Raw genomic sequence first — 16244 nt, 5'->3', positions numbered from 1 at the left:
AGCCGCCGTAACCGCGAAAGCCACCCCATGCTGACCCCCTCGACCGAAACCGAAGCCGCCGACATCATCCGCGATCACACCGCCCGCAAAGCCTCGCTCCACATCCGTGGCGGCGGCACCCGTGCGGGCTTCGGCAACACCGTCTCCGCAGACGCCACCCTGTCCTCCGCATCACTCACGGGCATCGTCGAATACAATCCCGCCGAAATGGTCATCACCGCCCGCGCCGGAACCCCCGTCGCCGAAATCGAGGCAGCGCTTGCCGAAAACGGACAAGCCATCGCCTTCGAACCCATGGATCATCGTGGCGCCATGGGCACCTCGGGCATGCCGACCATCGGCGGCCTCTTTGCCGTCAACAGTTCTGGCCCGCGCCGTTTCACGGCAGGTGCTGCCCGTGACCATCTGCTCGGCGTCCGCTTCGTCAACGGCGCAGGCGAGGTGGTGAAGGCCGGCGGCAAGGTGATGAAAAATGTCACCGGCCTCGATCTCGTCAAGCTGCTCGCCGGTTCCCATGGCACGCTGGGCTTCCTCACCGAAGTCACCTTCAAGGTTCTGCCCGTGCCGAAGACGGCAGCCACGATCATCGTCTCCGGGCTGGAAGACGAGCAGGCCATGAAGGCGCTCGCCGCCGCCCTGTCGCTTTCCGTGGAGGTCTCCGGTGCCGCCCATCTGCCGGAAAGCGTGCGTAGTTGCTTCATCGGCGGCAAGCTCCCCGAAGGCGCTGCCACCGTCATGCGCTTGGAGGGCTTGGAAGCTTCCGTTACCGTCCGTGCCGAAAAGCTGATGGCGGCCGTTGCTGGCTTCGGCCCGGTCAGTCGTCTCGACGCTGACGAGACGAAAGCCCTATGGACCGAAGTCCGCGATGTCCTGCCCTATGCCGATGGCACGGCCCGACCACTCTGGCGCGTCTCAATGGCGCCCTCGCAAGCCTGGAAACTGGTCGCGGGCTTGAGGCTTCGTGCTGGTATTGACGCCTATTACGACTGGCAGGGCGGCCTCGTCTGGATGCGCATGGAGGCCGACCCCGAGGCCGAGGTTCTGCGCCATGGCATCCGCACCCTTGGCGGCGGTCACGCGACGCTTGTCAGGGCCGCTCCCCAGATCCGCGCCGAAGTCGCCACCTTCGAGCCACAATCGCCGGCCGTCGCTTTGCTTTCGGCCCGAGTCAGGGCAAAACTCGACCCACACGGGATCTTCAATCCCGGTCTGATGACGCAAGGAGTTTTGTCATGACTGATCCGCAATACCAGCCGCCCGTGACATCCGGCGGCGAGGGCTGGTTTTCCCCCGGTCGCCTGAATGTCCAGGTGGTCTACTGCCTCTATCTCGTCAGCTTCGTCGTCGGCCTGACCGGCATCGTCGGCCTGATCATGGCTTATGTGAACCGCGGCAAGGGCGAGCCTTGGGTCGATACGCACTACACCTATGCCATCAGAACCTTCTGGATCGGCCTGCTTTATGCGCTGATGCGCAAGCATCCTGATGGTCGCCTTTATCGGCGTGATCCTGATCTTCGGCGTCGCCATCTGGATCGTTGTCCGCTGCGTTATCGGTCTGCAGAAGGCCTCTGCCGGCGAGCCGATCGCCCGTCCCACCAGCTGGTGGATCTGAAATCGAATGAACGGGGCGGCCTTGCCGGCCGCTCCTCGGGAGGAAACGCGTGCAGACCAATTTCACCGCCGAGCAGCTCGCCGATCCCCATGTCGCGGAAGCCGAAAGCATCCTACGCAAATGCGTGCATTGCGGCTTCTGCACAGCCACCTGTCCCACCTATGTGACGCTCGGCAACGAGCTCGACAGCCCGCGCGGTCGCATCTACCTGATCAAGGACATGCTGGAAAATGGCCGCCCGGCGGATGAGCAGATCGTAACCCATATCGACCGCTGTCTCTCCTGTCTCGCCTGCACGACGACCTGTCCCTCGGGCGTCGACTACATGCATCTGGTCGACCATGCCCGCACCCATATCGAAAAGACCTATCGCCGCCCGCTGATGAACCGGCTGACGCGCAACATGCTGGCCATGGTCTTGCCCTATCCGGGCCGTTTCCGCCTGGCGTTGAAGCTCGCCGCCCTCGGCCGTCCCTTCGCCGGCCTTTTCGATCAGGTAAAGTCGCTCAAGCCCATGGCCGCCATGCTGAGGCTCGCCCCCTCCAGTGTCGCGCCCCCCTCGGACTTCGCCAAACCCGCCACCCATGCCGCAGCCGCCACCCGTCGTGGCCGTGTCGCGATCCTCACCGGCTGCGCACAGCCCGTGCTTGATCCCGGTATCAACGAAGCCGCGATCTCGCTCCTCACCCGTCTCGGTGTCGAGGTCGTCGTGCCCCAGGGCGAGGGCTGCTGTGGCGCGCTCGTCCATCACATGGGCCGCGAGGAACAGGCACTCGATAGCGCGCGGCGCAATGTCGACGTCTGGACGCGTGCCATCGAAGACGGCGGTCTCGACGCGATCATCGTCACGACCTCGGGCTGCGGCACGACGATCAAGGATTACGGCCACATGCTGCGCCTCGACCCCGCCTATGCGGAAAAGGCGGCGCGCGTCTCGGCGTTGGCGAAAGACGTGACCGAATATCTGTCGACCCTCGACCTGCCATTGGCCGAGACCAAAGGCCTGACGGTCGCCTATCACTCCGCCTGCTCCCTGCAGCACGGCCAGAAGGTGACCGTAGCGCCGAAACTGCTCTTGAAGTCGGCGGGTTTCACGGTCAAGGACCCGCCGGAAGGTCATCTCTGCTGCGGCTCCGCCGGCACCTATAACATCATGCAGCCGGAGATCTCCGCACGCCTGAAGGCCCGTAAAGTCAGGAATATCGAGTCGACCAAGCCGGATGTCATCGCCGCCGGCAATATCGGCTGCATGACCCAGATCGGCTCGGCGACCGGGATCCCCGTGGTCCATACGGTCGAGCTGTTGAACTGGGCCTATGGCGGCCCGCGCCCGAAAGCCCTCGACCGACGCCCGGCAGCCTGAGCGAATTGTTAAGCCGTCTCTGCGATGATTGCCTCAGGATGGAGCATCCGGGAGGCCGTCATGGCGAAGAAGACCCTGTTCATCACATTGCTGTTTCTCTGTCCCCTGGCCTCCGGGGTGCAGGCTACGGAGCGTATCTATTGCGCGAGCTCCGACAAGATTGTCGATATATCGCTCGAAAGCGGGTTCAGCAGCAAGGACCAGGAAAAGCTCGTGCATTTCCGGGGGATGGCGGGTGTGAAGGATGCTGCGGCGCCGCGCGAACTCAGGCGCTTCCAGATCAATTCGGACATGTTGCGGCAATACTGGGTCGATGAACGCGACCTGCGTTTCAGCATCCAGGCCTTCACGCCGCCAAGCCAGCCGGTCTATCGCGTGACGATGTCGATGCGCACCGATCGCAGTTCAAGCACCGCCACACGGTTCAACGGGCGCTACGAGCTGAAGGTCGAAAAGCTCAAAATGGGCAGCACGGTGGGAGCCGAGATCCTCATCTCCCATACGGCCGCGATCTTCTGTGACATCAAGCAGCGCTGAACGTCAGAATCGATAGCTGACACCGACATTCACGGCATTCGTCAGGATGTTGGTCTTGAGCGACGCACCGGAATCGATGTCGACATCGACCCAGGAATAGTTGCCCTTGTACTCGACGAAAGCCGACCAGTTCTCATTGAAATCATAGGCCACACCGGCTTGTGCCTGCACGGTCGCACCACCCAGCTGATATTCGAACGTCTTGCCCGAGCCGCGCGTCACTTCCACATGGGGCACGTTGATACCGGCGCCGGCGCCGACATAGGGGACGAACTTCGTGCCCTCGATCGGCATGCGATAAAGCGCGTTCAGCGTGAGAAGATTGATGCCGTCGGAAAACTCGAAATGCGACCATCCGGAAGAGGCGAGCGTCTCGCTGTCGGCATAGACCTTGGCATGGGTGAAATCGACAGAGAGACCGAGATTGGGCTTGCCCAGATTTGTCATCCACCAGGTGCCGCGCACCCCATAATAGGGAGGTGTCTGGAACGACTTGCCCTCCCAGCCTGCGCGGAAATCGGGGCCGTCCGAAACCTCGATATCGCTGTGCGGAGCCGTCTGAAAACCGCCATAGACGGATAGGCCCATTTCAGCGGTGGCAGACACGGTGGAAAGCAGGGTGAAGCATGCACCGGCGAGTGCGAGCGCAAGCGAGCGATAGGTCATCAACAAGTCCCCGATAATCGATGCATGTCGGCCGCAGGGCCTCAAGCCCCGATTTCAGTGGAGACTGCACCGTCGAGACAACAGTTTCATGACACAAAAACGGTCGCGCCTCGTGAGCGCGACCGTTGCTTGCATCCAGAGGGGACTGAGCTCAGCCGCCGAAGATCGTGCGCAGGATATCCACGCCCTTGTCGTCGAAGGACACGTCGCCCTGGCGATTGCCCGGGCCGATCACGATCACCTTGGAGCCGATATCGGCGCGATCATAGAGATGCTCGACATCCTTGTTCATCATGCGGATGCAGCCGGAGGACATGTTGAGGCCGATCGTCCAGGGCTGGTTGGTGCCATGGATGCGGAAAATCGTGTCGCGGCCGCCCTTGTAGAGATACATGGCGCGCGCGCCGAGCGGATTGTCCGGACCACCTTCCTGCACGACGGGCAGGATATGGCCCTTGGCGGCTTCCCGGCGGCGCATCTCTGCCGGCGGGCGCCATTCCGGCCATTCCGCCTTACGGCCGATCTTCACCACGCCCGACCAGCCGAAGCCTTCACGACCGACGCCGACGCCGTAACGCGTCGCGCGGTTGTTGCCCTCGACATAGTAGAGAAACTTGTTGTTGGTATCGATGATGATCGTGCCCGGCTTTTCGTCGGTGGTCAGGCGCACGACCTTGCGCTTGAACTTCTCCGGCACTTCCTTGCGCTGCTGCGCAACGAACGTCACGTCGCTGGTGGTCTGGATGCGATTGAGGCTGATGGCGCTGGCGGGCGCCGGCAAGGCGAGTGTAAGCGCGATCATCGCCACAGCCGCCTTGCTGAAAGTCGTGTTGAACATAGGCAATCCCCCTGATTTGCAGGGCTTCCAGCCTAGCCGCTTCGCCCTTCAAAGCAAGAGCTAATCAAGGTTGTGTGATCTGATGAGTGCCTCAGATCACAATGACCTTGGTGCCGACCTTCACCCGCTCATAGAGATCGGTGACGTCCTCGTTGCGCATGCGGATGCAGCCGGAGGAAACGCCGCTGCCGATCGACCAGGGGGCGTTCGTTCCATGGATGCGGTAGAGCGTCGAGCCGAGATAGAGCGCGCGGGCGCCGAGCGGATTTTCCGGACCGCCGGGCATATGTGCGGGCAGGAAGTGGCCCTTGGCCGCCTCGCGGGCGATCATCTCCTGCGGCGGGCGCCAGTCCGGCCATTCCCGCTTCGATGTGACCTTGTGGGTGCCTGCCCATTCGAAGCCAGGCTTGCCGACGCCCACGCCATAACGCTTGGCCATGCCGTCTGCCATGACGAGATAAAGGAAGCGCTCGCGCGTATCGATGACGATCGTGCCCGGCTTCTGCTCGGTCTGGTATTCGACCATCTGCGGCAGGAACTGCGGATCGATCTGGGTCCGAACCGGCTTGTCCGGCCGCATCGCGACCTGTTGCGCCGCCGGCTGCTGCTGCTGCGGGAAAAGCACGCGCCGCTGCTGCACGAGCCGCCGCTGCTGCACCGGCTGCTGGCGAAGCACCTGCTGCGGTTGAATCACGCGCTGGCGCCCCGCCGGAACAGCCTGCCGCATGGCCGGTTGCGTGGCGTAACCGCGGGTCTGCGCGGGAACGCCACCCAGCTGCAACACCCAGGAGGCCTGCAGATCGGGGCTCACCATCACCGGCGGACGGCTCTGGTAGCGATCATTGGCATGGGCGGGCAGGGCAAGTGGCAGGCAGGCCAGAACGGCCATCAGAAGGGATCGTTTCGACATCGGACAACTCATGAACTTGGGACCGGATGCGGCGGCATACATTGCCGCCATTTCTCCCGGATCGTGCCAGAGCCAGCCCCGCCAATTGGTAAAGAGGCGTTCATGAAAATGCGATCGAGGCCGTAAACCTTTCGGAAGGGTTAGCGTCCGGTTTGGAAAAATCGTGAACAAATGGTAAACACCTCTGCGCATCGGGAGAGAATCGTATGGACATGATCGCGGAAGGCCTGATCCGGGGAGAGGACGGTCTCGACCGTTGCTTCTGGCATGGCGGCCTTGAAGACTATCGCCACTACCATGACGAGGAGTGGGGCCGCCCGGTCACGGACGATGTCAGGCTTTTCGAGAAGATCTGTCTCGAAGGCTTCCAGTCCGGCCTGTCCTGGCTGACGATCCTGAGGAAGCGCGAAAACTTCCGCGCAGCCTTTGCCGGCTTTGACTTCCATCAGGTCGCGTGCTTTGGTGATGAGGATATTGCCCGATGCATAGCCGATGCCGGCATCATCCGCCATCGCGGCAAGATCGTCTCGACGATCAACAACGCCCGCCGCGCAATCGACCTGCAGGCGGAATTCGGCTCGCTCTCTCGTTACTTCTGGAGTTACGAACCCGAGGTCTCGGAACGCCCACGGCGCATGGACTATGCGACACTCAGGGCCAATCCGACCTCGCCGACCTCGATCCGCCTGTCGAAGGATCTGAAGAAGCGCGGCTGGACCTTTGTCGGCCCGACCACCGTCTATGCCTTCATGCAGGCCATGGGCCTGGTCAACGACCATATCGAGGGCTGCTGCCGTCGCGCACCGACCGAGGAACAGCGATCCCGGCTCGTGCGCCCCTGATCAGGCAAGGCTCATCACGAGATCGGGCACATGCCCGAGATCCGGGATCTCGCGGAAGCGTGGCGCCTCCTCGGGCTTGTCGACATGTTCGAGCACCCAGGTCAGCTCATGCGGCACGAAGACACCCCAGGCACCGGCGGCGATCGCCGGCACGATGTCGGATTTCAGCGAATTGCCGATCATCATGGACCGCTCCGGTCCTTCGCCATGTTTGCCGAAGATCCGCCGATAGGTGGTGGCCGTCTTGTCGGAGACGATCTCGACCGCATCGAAATAGTCGCCGAGCCCGGATTGCGCCAGCTTGCGCTCCTGGTCGAAGAGGTCGCCTTTGGTGATCAGCACCAGGAAATATTTGCCCGAAAGCGCCTCCAGCGCGTCGCGGGCATGTGGCAGGCATTCAACCGGGTGGCTCAAGAGATCGCGCCCGATGGCAAGGATCTCTGATATCACGGAGGAGGGTGCCCGACCCTCGGTAATCTCCAGCGCCGTCTCGATCATCGAGAGGGTAAAACCTTTGATGCCGAAGCCGTAATGGGCAAGATTGCGCTTCTCGGCCTCCAGCAAACGCTCGGACACATGCTCCCGCTCGGCAAACTCGGAGAGCAGGCTGCGAAAATGGTGCTCCGTCAGCTTGTAATACTGCTCGTTCTGCCAGAGCGTGTCGTCGGCATCAAAGCCGATCACGGAGACAGGGCGGTTGGACATGACGCCTCCTTATCGATCAGGAGCGGCAGACTAATCGCTCCGCAAGGCAAAGCAATGGCGCCCGAAGGCGCCATCACAGTTTAAGTTTTGCCCATGCTTACTGGCCGTTCTTGGCCAGCCAGGCCTTCATCATGGCGATCTCACCCTCTTGGGCAGCGATCACCTCTTCGGCGAGCTTGCGGATCTCCGGATCCTTGCCGTGCTCCAGAACGATCTTCGCCATGTCGATCGCGCCCTGATGGTGCGGGATCATGCCCTGCACGAAGTCGACATCGGCATTACCGGTGAGCGGTACGGCCATGTCCTTGTGCATTTTGGCATTGGCTTCGACAAAGGCCTTGGAAGACGGGCTGTCGCCCGTCGCGCCGTGATCCATGCTGCTATGGTCCATGGAGGACATGTCATGGCCCTGATGCGTCGTATTGTCCTGCGCAAGGACAGTCGACGTGGAAAGCGCGGTCGCAAGCGACGCCGCAACGAGAATGGTCTTCAGCATTGAAATCTCCTGTGCTGATCGATGAGGGAATAGCGCAGGCGGAAGCCTGCGCGGTGTCATCAGATCAGGCGCGGGGAGGGGGCGTCAGCGGTGCCGTCGTCTGCGACACGAGCCTCGGCGCAAGAGTGACCGCTTCGGCTGCACGCGCCGGTTTGCCGCTGTCGGCAACGACGGGAAGGGCCGGCAGCGTCAGACAGGCTGAGCAATGCCAGCTGATCTTCACTGGCTTGGGGTTTTGTTCCGTGCCACCGCCAGCATCGGCAACCGTCATGCGGTTGCCCGAATGAGGACAATCCACATCGGCCATGGTTTGAACTGCGGGGGCGGAAACCGTCCCATGCGGATCGCCGGCATCCATCGCATGTGCCACGGGCATAGCCACCACCGCCATGCCGGTCATCGGCATGGTGCCATAGGCGAATGCCGCAATCAGCAGCAGGAGACGGGCGAGTGATCTCATGGGATGAAGATGATGCTCGATCGGGGCGAATGCAAGGCCGACAGTGTCGCCGCTCAATGCGCAATCACGTGATGCACGACCTGGTAGTCGCGGCTCTCCTCGCCGAAGGGAACGACCGGCCAGTCCCAGCTTTCCCGCGCAGAACCCGGATCGACGCCGTGCATCAGGTCGACTGTCTCGTGCCGTCCGCCGGTGCGGTCCATCACCGTATAGCCAACATCGGTGACGAGGCAGGTCTCGGCCGCAATCTGCGCCAGCCCCTCGGCATGCGCGGCGATCACCTGACGAACAAACGTCTCTTCTTCCGCATGACCGTTGAGACGGCGGCTGGCGCCGATGCCGATCTGCGACAGCAGATTGGCCGAGACGACGAGATCGAGATAGGGCACCTGCCGGAGGAAGGCGAGCGGTTCCAAAGGCTGCCCGGCCAGCAGCGCATCGAGCCCGGAAAGATCCCGCTCGATCAGCCGCACATTCTTCAGCCCTTTCATCGTCAGCCAGCCGCGCACGCTGGCGAGATGCACGAGATCGACCAGCACCACCGTGTCAAAGAGCCGCGACAGCTCCATGACCGGCACATCGCGCAGCAGCCCCGATCCCAGCACCACCACCGTCCGCCGCTGCCGGCATCCTTCAGCCGTAGCGAGGATCGCCGCCTTCGTCCGCCGCTCATGCTCGGCCCAGGCGGCGCGACAGCGATTGGCGCGCGCCCAAAGGCTGACCGAGGAACGAATGAAAGGACGATGGCCAGCGGAGGTCAGCGGCCAGGTCGCGGCATAATTCAGGGCTTCGAGGATCATATGTTACCGATAGACGAGCTGCGATGGCCGATCTCGACCACCAGCACGATGAGTTTTCCGTCCTGGATATCGCAGATGACGCGGTAGTCGCCAACCCGGTAACGCCAGAGACGGTTGAACTCTGGCCCCTGCAAGGCGGCGCCTTTTTGGCGCGGGTTATCGAGAGGTTTGATGCGAGTGTGGAGATAGTTCCTGATGCGTTGCGACTCGGTGTCGCCCAGCTTCTTGAGCTGTTTGATGGTGAACTGCCCCCCATTTCGACCGGACAGTCGGCATAAGCAGAAAGGCTCAAGCACAGGCTTGAGGACAGGCTTGAGGACAGGCTTATGTCTAACGAGTATCGACACGTTGAATTGCTGACGGGTGATGTCCGCCGTAGACGGTGGACAACCGAGCAGAAGCTGACAATCATTGAGCAGAGTTTCGAACCAGGCGAGACGGTATCGTCCACCGCTCGCCGCCATGGCGTTGCGCCCAATCTGCTTTACCGGTGGCGCAGGCTCTTGAGTGAGGGAGGTGCTGCAGCCGTGGATTCTGACGAGCCGGTTGTCGGCAATTCGGAAGTGAAGAAGCTGGAGGATCGTGTCCGCGAGCTGGAGCGCATGCTCGGTCGCAAGACGATGGAAGTCGAAATCCTCCGGGAAGCCCTGTCCAAAGCAGACTCAAAAAAACGGATATCGCGACCGATCTTGTTGCCGAAGGACGGTTCCCGATGAAGACCGTCGCCGACACGCTGGGCGTCTCCCGTTCCAACCTCGTCGAGCGGCTGAGAGGCGGATCGAAGCCGCGCGGGCCCTATCGGAAGGCCGAGGATACAGAGTTGCTGCCCATCATCCGCAGGCTGGTGGATCAAAGGCCCACCTATGGCTATCGGCGGATCGCCGCGCTCCTCAATCGCGAGAGGCGAGCCGCCGATGAGCCTGTCGTCAACGCCAAACGGGTTCATCGCATCATGGGCAACCACGCCATGCTGCTGGAGAAGCATACGGCCGTTCGCAAGGGCCGCCTCCACGACGGCAAGGTGATGGTCATGCGCTCGAACCTGCGCTGGTGCTCGGACGGTCTGGAGTTCACATGCTGGAACGGCGAGGTCATTCGTCTCGCCTTCATCATCGACGCCTTCGACCGGGAGATCATCGCCTGGACGGCGATCGCCAACGCGGGTATCTCCGGCTCTGACGTTCGCGACATGATGCTGGAGGCGGTCGAGAAGCGCTTCGCAGCGACCCGAGCCCCGCACGCAATCGAGCATCTCTCGGACAATGGCTCGGCTTACACCGCGAGGGACACAAGGTTATTTGCCCAGGCGCTCAATCTGACGCCTTGCTTCACGCCGGTGGCCAGTCCGCAATCGAACGGCATGTCGGAAGCCTTCGTCAAAACCCTGAAGCGGGATTATATCCGCATCTCAGCACTACCGGACGCCGAAACAGCGCTCAGGCTCATCGACGGATGGATCGAAGACTACAACGAAATCCATCCGCATTCCGCGCTCAAGATGGCTTCCCCTCGGCAGTTCATCAGGGCTAAATCAAACTAGCCGACATGTCCGGTGAAACGGGGTGCACTCCAGATGGCTGTGTCGTCGAACTCAATCGTCCACGCCAAGCTCGCGCTCCATTTCCGCCCAAGTATAGGTGCGGCTCTCACCACGTTCCCGCGCTTCCAGAACCTCCTGGGCACGCCGCAGGAAATACGCGTCTTCCAACTGCTCTTCTATCATTTCGAGCAAATAGGCATCCGGCTCTGCCCCGGCTTCTGCGGCATACTTGACCACCAACTGGTGCATTTCCTCCGGCATCTCGAGCGTGACGCGCTTGTTCATCGGTCCAACCTCTGGTTTCGCGTGCAAACATACCACCGAACACACCCATTTTCGAGCATCCGGCCTTTCCCCCGCCCGCCTTCGCCCTTGCCGCCAAATCCTTGATCCTCTAAGACACCGGCACCTTTTTGAAACGAAAATTCCGGTTGTCATCATGAGCGATAAGAACAAGAAGCCAAGTAAGCTGAAGGCCCGCCTGCCGCGCGGCTTCGTCGATCGCGAGGCTGCTGACATCAGGGCTGCCAACCAGATGATGGAGACCATCCGCGAGGTCTATGAGCGCTACGGCTTCGACCCGATCGAAACCCCGCTCTTCGAATACACCGATGCACTCGGCAAGTTCCTGCCGGACTCGGACCGCCCGAACGAAGGCGTCTTCTCGCTGCAGGACGATGACGAGCAGTGGATGTCGCTGCGCTATGACCTGACGGCGCCGATGGCCCGTCATGTCGCGGAGAATTTCCAGGAAATCCAGCTGCCGTTCCGCACCTATCGCGCAGGCTACGTCTTCCGCAACGAGAAGCCGGGCCCGGGCCGCTTCCGCCAGTTTATGCAGTTCGATGCCGACACTGTCGGCGCACCGGGCGTCCAGGCCGATGCCGAAATGTGCATGATGATGGCCGATACGCTGGAAGCGCTGGGCATCAAGCGCGGCGATTATGTGATCCGGGTTAACAGCCGTGCGCTTCTAGACTCAATTCTAGCGGCTCGCGGGGTGACTGACACTCAGAAGTTGGGTGTGCTCAGAAGCTTGGACAAGTTCGACAAATTTGGTTGGGAAGGTGTTTTCCGACTGCTTACCACTGGACGTAAGGACGAGAGCGGTGACGTTACCGCAGGTGTCGGCTTGCCTGCCGAACGTGCCGCAGAACTATACCGCCTCTTCGTGGAACCGAGTATTCAGAGTACCCCGGACGAACCTCTGGTATGTAGTTTTGGGCCAGAAGTCGTAACCTTTTCACAGACCCAGCTGGAATTATATGCGGCGTATAAAGAGGATGGTGAACCAGTCTTCTCGGAAGAGGAAGTTCGTTCGGGCGAGCTGAATTGGCTGCTTCCGATTATCGTTCTGTTGGCAAGTCCGCTCGATGAAACAAGGGTCGACTTGTTGTCGCTCATCCGCGTTTTTCAAATTCACAGGATGGTCAGGAGTGCGGGTTACGGTTCCGATCGCATCAAGATCGATCCGTCGTGTGTCCGCGGCCTCGAATACTACACCGGTCCCGTCTTCGAAGCCGAACTCACCTTCGACGTCACCAACGAAAAGGGTGAAAAGGTCGTCTTCGGTTCGGTTGGCGGCGGTGGTCGCTACGATGGTCTCGTCTCGCGCTTCATGGGCCAGCCGGTCCCGGCCACGGGCTTCTCCATCGGCGTCTCGCGCCTGATGACGGCGCTGAAGAACCTCGGCAAGCTCGGCCAGGACGACGTGCTTGGTCCGGTCCTCGTCACCGTCATGGACGGCGATGTCGAGAGCATGGGCCGCTACCAGAAGTTCACGCAGGACCTGCGTAACGCTGGCATTCGCGCCGAAATGTACCAGGGCAACTGGAAGAAGTTCGGCAACCAGCTGAAATATGCCGACCGCCGCAATGCTCCCATCGCCATCATCCAGGGCGGCGACGAGCGCGCGCAAGGCGTCGTCCAGATCAAGGACCTGATCGAGGGCAAGCGTCTCTCCGGCGAGATCACCGACAATGCCGAATGGCGCGAGGCCCGGGTGGCGCAGGAAGTCGTGGCCGAGACGGACCTGGTCGCCAAGGTGAAGGAGATCCTGGCCGCCCAGGCGGAAGACCGCCGTCGGTCGAAGGGTACGCAGTATGATCCCAAGCAGCAGCCGTATGACGATGCCGATATCTGAGCGGGTGGATTTTCCCCTCCCCAACCCTCCCCACAAGGGGGAGGGCTATCGCATATGGATAGCTGCGGCGGTTCCGGGCTCCCTCTTCTCCCCAGCGGGGAGAAGTGCCGAGCGTATGCGAGGCGATGAGGGGGCTGCCCGGCACAACTTTAGCGCTTCGCGCCCCCCTCATCCGGCCCTGCGGGCCACCTTCTCCCCGCTGGGGAGAAGAGGGACCCCGCCTCGTGCGCCGCTCAAAATCCATATGCAATTGCCCTGCCAAAAGGGGGAGGGGGCCTGTCGGCGCATGTCGCTGATGCTGAGAATCCCGTTTGCGGCATCTGATGTCAGAGCTTGCGGTTACCCCCCTCTGTCACTGCGTGACATCTCCCCCACAAGGGGGGAGAGTGGGGGGTGCGCGAGACGTCGGCCCCAATCCGCTCTCCCCCCTTGTGGGGGAGATGCCCGGCAGGGCAGAGGGGGGTATCCACAAATTCCAGGTTCAATCTCATGCCCCTGACCGACATGCCCGATTTCGCCGGCACCATCCTGCAGGAATTCACATCACGCGGCACGACCCGCGTCGATACACCCGTGATCCAGCCGGCTGCCCCCTTCCTCGACATGGCGGGCGAAGACCTGCGCCGCCGCATCTTCCTCACCGAGAACGAGCGCGGCGAAAGCCTCTGCCTGCGCCCCGAATTCACAATCCCCGTCTGCCTGCGCCATATCGAAACCGCGACCGGCACGCCGAAGCGTTATGCCTATCTCGGCGAAGTCTTCCGCCAGCGCCGTGAAGGTCCGCAGGAATTCTATCAGGCAGGGATCGAGGACCTGGGTGACATCGCGACCGCTGCCTCGGATGCCCGCGCCATTTCAGACAGCGTCGCCATCCTCACCCGCCTGCTGCCGACCAAACCGCTGAGCGTCACCCTCGGCGATCAGTCCGTTTTTGAGGCCGTCGTCAAGGCGCTCGGCCTGCCCGCCGGCTGGCAGAAGCGCCTGATCCAGGCCTTCGGCAATTCCGCCCAGATCGACCAGTTGTTGCGCCGGCTTGCGACCCCGACGCCGGTGCCGGGTCTTGCGCCGGAGGTTTCTGCCCTTCTGGCCAGGGGTGACCAGAAGGCCCTGATCACCCATATCGACGCGACCATGCAGGAAACCGGCTATCTCACCAATGCGAGCCGGACGCCTGCCGAAATCGCCCGCCGCCTGAAGGAAAAGCTGGAGCTCTCCGAGACCCGCCTCGATGGCGCGGCCCTGCTGCTGCTGCGCGAATTCCTCTCGCTCGAGCTGCCGCTTGGCGACGCATCCGCCGCGCTCGCCGGCTTTGCCGATGCAGCAGGCCTCAAGCTCGGGCCGGCACTGACCCGCTTTGACGAGCGCGTCGCAGCGCTCGCCAGCACCGGCGTCGATCTCGACCTGATCACCTACCGCGCCGCCTTCGGTCGTCCGCTGGATTATTACACCGGCCTCGTGTTTGAGGTGGCGGTGAAGGGCAAACCTGCGGTGCTTGCCGGTGGCGGTCGTTTCGACCGGCTGCTGACGCTGCTTGGTGCCGAGACGCATATCCCGGCCGTCGGCTTCTCGCTCTGGCTCGACCGCATAGAAACTGAGAGGACAGCCTGATGACCATCACCATCGGTCTGCCCTCCAAGGGCCGCATGAAGGACGATGCCTCCGCCATCTTCGAGAAGGCTGGAATGAAGATCGTTGCCGTCGGCAATGACCGTTCCTATCGCGGCCGCGTCGAAGGTTTCGACGATGTCGAGATCGCCTATCTCTCGGCCTCCGAGATCTCGCGCGAGATCGGCAATGGCACGGTCGATTTCGGCGTCACTGGCGAAGACCTGATCCGCGAGGGATTGGCAGAGGCAGACAGCCGCGTTGAGATCGCGGCCCGCCTCGGCTTCGGCCATGCCGATGTCATCGTTGCCGTTCCCGAGGTCTGGTACGACGTCGACACCATGGCTGATCTCGGCGACGTCGCTGCCGAATTCCGCACCCGCCATGGCCGCCGCCTGGCGATTGCCACCAAATACTGGCGCCTGACCCAACAGCATTTTTCCGGGAGCCACGGCATCCAGCTCTATCGCATCGTGGAAAGCTTAGGTGCCACCGAAGGCGCCCCCGCTGCCGGCCAGGCCGACATCATCGTCGACATCACCTCGACCGGTTCGACGCTACGCGCCAATCATCTCAAGGTGCTCTCGGATGGCGTGATCCTGCGCTCGGAAGCCTGCCTTGTGCGGGCGCGGAAGCCGGAGCATGAGGGCAATGCGATGATCGGTCGGATCGTCGAGGCCGTGCGCGGCGTCCTCTGAGGGGCACACTCGTCGTCGTGCCGTACCCCCCTCTGCCCTCCTGAGGCTGTCGAAGGGCGGGCATCTCCCCCATAAGGGGGGAGATCGATCCGGGGCGGGTGCCGCGCACACCCTCTGCTCTCCCCCATGTGGGCAGGGCTATCGCATATGGATAGCTGCGGCGGTTCCGGGCTCCCTCTTCTCCCCAGCGGGGAGAAGTGCCGAGCGTATGCGAGGCGATGAGGGGGCTGCCCGGCACAGCTTTAGCGCTTCGCGCCCCCCTCATCCGGCCCTGCGGGCCACCTTCTCCCCGCTGGGGAGAGCGACTGTCTTGGCAGTCAAGCGTTTTGCCATGGTTTTTCGTCCCGGATGATTGCGTTGAGGATGGTGAGCAGTTTGCGCATCGTGGCGACGACGGCGACGATCTTGGGTTTGCCGGCGGCAACGAGACGGTCACGGAAGGCCTTGAGAACAGGGTTGTGCCGGCTGGCAACGAGAGCGGCCATGAACAGCACGGCGCGCACCTTGCCCCGACCTCCGCCGATGAAGCTCTTGCCTTTCCACGTGCCCGATTGCCGGGTCCAAGGGGCAAGCCCCGCAAGGGACGCGATCTGCCGTCGGTCGAGGCTGCCCAGTTCCGGCATCTCGGCGAGAAGCGTGCGCGCCGTTGCCGGCCCAACGCCGGGCACCGATGTCAGTAGCGTCTCGCGCACCCGCCAGACGGGCGACTTGCGGATGTGGTCGTCGAGGTCCTTGTCGAGGCTTTCGAGCTCGCGCCTCAGAGCCGCGAGCAGGCGTTTGATGCTCTTCTGCGCCTCTTTCGCCAAGGCCATCCGTTCCCGGTTCTCCTCGGCCACGATCATCTGGACGATCTGCCGCCTGCGGGCAACGAGCGCCGAGAGGGCCTGGGTTTCGGCATCCTTGAGCGGCCGAAGTTCAGGCCTGGTCGCCAACACATAAGCGGCGATCACCGCCGCATCGATGGCGTCGGTCTTGGCCCGTCGGCCGAGCGCATTGGCATAGGCGCGCACCTGGGCGGGATTGACCA

Annotated in this window: 19 protein-coding genes; 9 read left to right on the top strand and 10 right to left on the bottom strand. The window is 62.4% G+C overall.

What is annotated here, in order from left to right:
- Nucleotides 1-27 precede the first annotated feature (27 nt).
- From glcE to J2045_RS03035, 4 genes are read left to right on the top strand one after another with little or no spacing between them, the layout of a single operon-like run.
- The gene (gene glcE / locus J2045_RS03050; RefSeq protein ID WP_307369286.1) at nucleotides 28-1236 is read left to right on the top strand and encodes a glycolate oxidase subunit GlcE; all 1209 of its coding nucleotides are present in this window, start codon (nucleotides 28-30) and stop codon (nucleotides 1234-1236) included.
- Nucleotides 1233-1781, top strand: coding sequence for a DUF4870 family protein (locus tag J2045_RS03045; protein ID WP_370872968.1), 549 nt, complete (start codon nucleotides 1233-1235; stop codon nucleotides 1779-1781). Before glcE ends, J2045_RS03045 begins: the two co-directional genes overlap by 4 nt.
- Complete coding sequence (glcF, locus tag J2045_RS03040) at nucleotides 1664-2977, top strand: glycolate oxidase subunit GlcF (protein WP_307369284.1); 1314 nt, start codon at nucleotides 1664-1666, stop codon at nucleotides 2975-2977. Before J2045_RS03045 ends, glcF begins: the two co-directional genes overlap by 118 nt.
- 60 nt (nucleotides 2978-3037) lie before the next feature.
- Nucleotides 3038-3514, top strand: coding sequence for a hypothetical protein (locus J2045_RS03035; RefSeq protein ID WP_307369282.1), 477 nt, complete (start codon nucleotides 3038-3040; stop codon nucleotides 3512-3514).
- A 3-nt stretch (nucleotides 3515-3517) separates the two neighbouring features.
- Here J2045_RS03035 and J2045_RS03030 read toward each other — a convergent pair whose 3' ends face one another.
- The 3 genes from J2045_RS03030 to J2045_RS03020 form a co-directional block, all read right to left on the bottom strand.
- The gene (locus J2045_RS03030) at nucleotides 3518-4180 is read right to left on the bottom strand and encodes an outer membrane protein (protein WP_307369280.1); all 663 of its coding nucleotides are present in this window, start codon (nucleotides 4178-4180) and stop codon (nucleotides 3518-3520) included.
- A 151-nt stretch (nucleotides 4181-4331) separates the two neighbouring features.
- Entirely contained in the window at nucleotides 4332-5018 is a 687-nt protein-coding gene (locus J2045_RS03025; protein WP_307369278.1) for a L,D-transpeptidase, read from the bottom strand.
- 91 nt (nucleotides 5019-5109) lie between these two features.
- Nucleotides 5110-5928: a L,D-transpeptidase gene (locus tag J2045_RS03020; protein WP_307369275.1), complete on the bottom strand. Its 819-nt coding sequence runs from the start codon at nucleotides 5926-5928 to the stop codon at nucleotides 5110-5112.
- A 212-nt stretch (nucleotides 5929-6140) separates the two neighbouring features.
- On the opposite strand from J2045_RS03020, the gene J2045_RS03015 reads away from it, so the two are divergent.
- Nucleotides 6141-6770 (top strand): DNA-3-methyladenine glycosylase I, encoded by a 630-nt coding sequence (locus J2045_RS03015; RefSeq protein ID WP_307370077.1) that lies wholly within the window; start codon nucleotides 6141-6143, stop codon nucleotides 6768-6770.
- Here the strand turns inward: J2045_RS03015 and J2045_RS03010 are convergent, their stop codons facing one another.
- The 5 genes from J2045_RS03010 to J2045_RS02990 all read right to left on the bottom strand — a co-directional run bounded on the left by J2045_RS03010 (nucleotide 6771) and on the right by J2045_RS02990 (nucleotide 9470).
- On the bottom strand, nucleotides 6771-7475 hold the full coding sequence (locus J2045_RS03010; protein WP_307369273.1) for an HAD family hydrolase: 705 nt from the start codon (nucleotides 7473-7475) through the stop codon (nucleotides 6771-6773). It abuts the gene before it with no gap.
- Nucleotides 7476-7572: 97 nt separating this feature from the next.
- Nucleotides 7573-7971 (bottom strand): CopM family metallochaperone, encoded by a 399-nt coding sequence (copM, locus tag J2045_RS03005; RefSeq protein WP_370872967.1) that lies wholly within the window; start codon nucleotides 7969-7971, stop codon nucleotides 7573-7575.
- Between the two features lie 64 nt (nucleotides 7972-8035).
- Nucleotides 8036-8431, bottom strand: coding sequence for a hypothetical protein (locus tag J2045_RS03000; protein WP_307369270.1), 396 nt, complete (start codon nucleotides 8429-8431; stop codon nucleotides 8036-8038).
- A gap of 53 nt (nucleotides 8432-8484) precedes the next feature.
- Nucleotides 8485-9231 (bottom strand): hypothetical protein, encoded by a 747-nt coding sequence (locus J2045_RS02995; RefSeq protein ID WP_307369268.1) that lies wholly within the window; start codon nucleotides 9229-9231, stop codon nucleotides 8485-8487.
- A complete protein-coding gene (locus J2045_RS02990; RefSeq protein WP_307370075.1) occupies nucleotides 9228-9470 on the bottom strand; it encodes a type II toxin-antitoxin system RelE family toxin in 243 nt (80 codons plus the stop codon). The genes J2045_RS02995 and J2045_RS02990 overlap by 4 nt, the downstream gene beginning before the upstream one ends.
- A gap of 87 nt (nucleotides 9471-9557) precedes the next feature.
- Here J2045_RS02990 and J2045_RS02985 point away from each other — a divergent pair.
- A protein-coding gene (locus tag J2045_RS02985) for an IS3 family transposase (RefSeq protein ID WP_307369266.1) occupies nucleotides 9558-10771 on the top strand; the annotation gives its coding sequence in 2 pieces (ribosomal slippage) (nucleotides 9558-9894 and nucleotides 9894-10771; 1215 coding nt in all).
- A 51-nt stretch (nucleotides 10772-10822) separates the two neighbouring features.
- On the opposite strand, the gene relB is transcribed toward J2045_RS02985, so the two are convergent.
- On the bottom strand, nucleotides 10823-11056 hold the full coding sequence (gene relB / locus J2045_RS02980; RefSeq protein ID WP_307369264.1) for a type II toxin-antitoxin system RelB family antitoxin: 234 nt from the start codon (nucleotides 11054-11056) through the stop codon (nucleotides 10823-10825).
- 154 nt (nucleotides 11057-11210) lie between these two features.
- Here relB and J2045_RS02975 point away from each other — a divergent pair, with 154 nt between their 5' ends.
- From J2045_RS02975 to hisG, 3 genes are all read left to right on the top strand, one after another.
- Nucleotides 11211-12914 carry a histidine--tRNA ligase gene (locus J2045_RS02975; protein WP_307369262.1) on the top strand — a complete coding sequence of 568 codons (1704 nt, stop codon included), beginning with the start codon at nucleotides 11211-11213 and terminating at the stop codon, nucleotides 12912-12914.
- 489 nt (nucleotides 12915-13403) lie between these two features.
- Entirely contained in the window at nucleotides 13404-14522 is a 1119-nt protein-coding gene (locus J2045_RS02970; RefSeq protein WP_307369261.1) for an ATP phosphoribosyltransferase regulatory subunit, read from the top strand.
- On the top strand, nucleotides 14522-15217 hold the full coding sequence (hisG, locus tag J2045_RS02965; protein WP_307369259.1) for an ATP phosphoribosyltransferase: 696 nt from the start codon (nucleotides 14522-14524) through the stop codon (nucleotides 15215-15217). Before J2045_RS02970 ends, hisG begins: the two co-directional genes overlap by 1 nt.
- Nucleotides 15218-15534: 317 nt before the next feature.
- Here the strand turns inward: hisG and J2045_RS02960 are convergent.
- Nucleotides 15535-16244, bottom strand: a 710-nt coding sequence (locus J2045_RS02960) for an IS110 family RNA-guided transposase (RefSeq protein WP_307369257.1), incomplete at its 5' end; no start/stop codon positions are given.

Origin of the sequence: Peteryoungia aggregata LMG 23059 (assembly GCF_030814435.1) — a bacterium.
In the GTDB taxonomy this organism is placed as follows: Bacteria; Pseudomonadota; Alphaproteobacteria; order Rhizobiales; family Rhizobiaceae; genus Allorhizobium; species Allorhizobium aggregatum.
This window is presented reverse-complemented; position numbering and strand designations above follow the sequence as displayed.

Coding starts and splice junctions, on each gene's coding strand:
- glcE (WP_307369286.1), top strand. CDS start 28: ATGCTGACCCCCTCGACCGAAACCGAAGCCGCCGACATCATCCGCGAT.
- J2045_RS03045 (WP_370872968.1), top strand. CDS start 1,233: ATGACTGATCCGCAATACCAGCCGCCCGTGACATCCGGCGGCGAGGGC.
- J2045_RS03035 (WP_307369282.1), top strand. CDS start 3,038: ATGGCGAAGAAGACCCTGTTCATCACATTGCTGTTTCTCTGTCCCCTG.
- J2045_RS03030 (WP_307369280.1), bottom strand. CDS start 4,180: ATGACCTATCGCTCGCTTGCGCTCGCACTCGCCGGTGCATGCTTCACC.
- J2045_RS03025 (WP_307369278.1), bottom strand. CDS start 5,018: ATGTTCAACACGACTTTCAGCAAGGCGGCTGTGGCGATGATCGCGCTT.
- J2045_RS03020 (WP_307369275.1), bottom strand. CDS start 5,928: ATGTCGAAACGATCCCTTCTGATGGCCGTTCTGGCCTGCCTGCCACTT.
- J2045_RS03015 (WP_307370077.1), top strand. CDS start 6,141: ATGATCGCGGAAGGCCTGATCCGGGGAGAGGACGGTCTCGACCGTTGC.
- J2045_RS03010 (WP_307369273.1), bottom strand. CDS start 7,475: ATGTCCAACCGCCCTGTCTCCGTGATCGGCTTTGATGCCGACGACACG.
- copM (WP_370872967.1), bottom strand. CDS start 7,971: ATGCTGAAGACCATTCTCGTTGCGGCGTCGCTTGCGACCGCGCTTTCC.
- J2045_RS03000 (WP_307369270.1), bottom strand. CDS start 8,431: ATGAGATCACTCGCCCGTCTCCTGCTGCTGATTGCGGCATTCGCCTAT.
- J2045_RS02995 (WP_307369268.1), bottom strand. CDS start 9,231: ATGATCCTCGAAGCCCTGAATTATGCCGCGACCTGGCCGCTGACCTCC.
- relB (WP_307369264.1), bottom strand. CDS start 11,056: ATGAACAAGCGCGTCACGCTCGAGATGCCGGAGGAAATGCACCAGTTG.
- J2045_RS02975 (WP_307369262.1), top strand. CDS start 11,211: ATGAGCGATAAGAACAAGAAGCCAAGTAAGCTGAAGGCCCGCCTGCCG.
- J2045_RS02970 (WP_307369261.1), top strand. CDS start 13,404: ATGCCCCTGACCGACATGCCCGATTTCGCCGGCACCATCCTGCAGGAA.
- hisG (WP_307369259.1), top strand. CDS start 14,522: ATGACCATCACCATCGGTCTGCCCTCCAAGGGCCGCATGAAGGACGAT.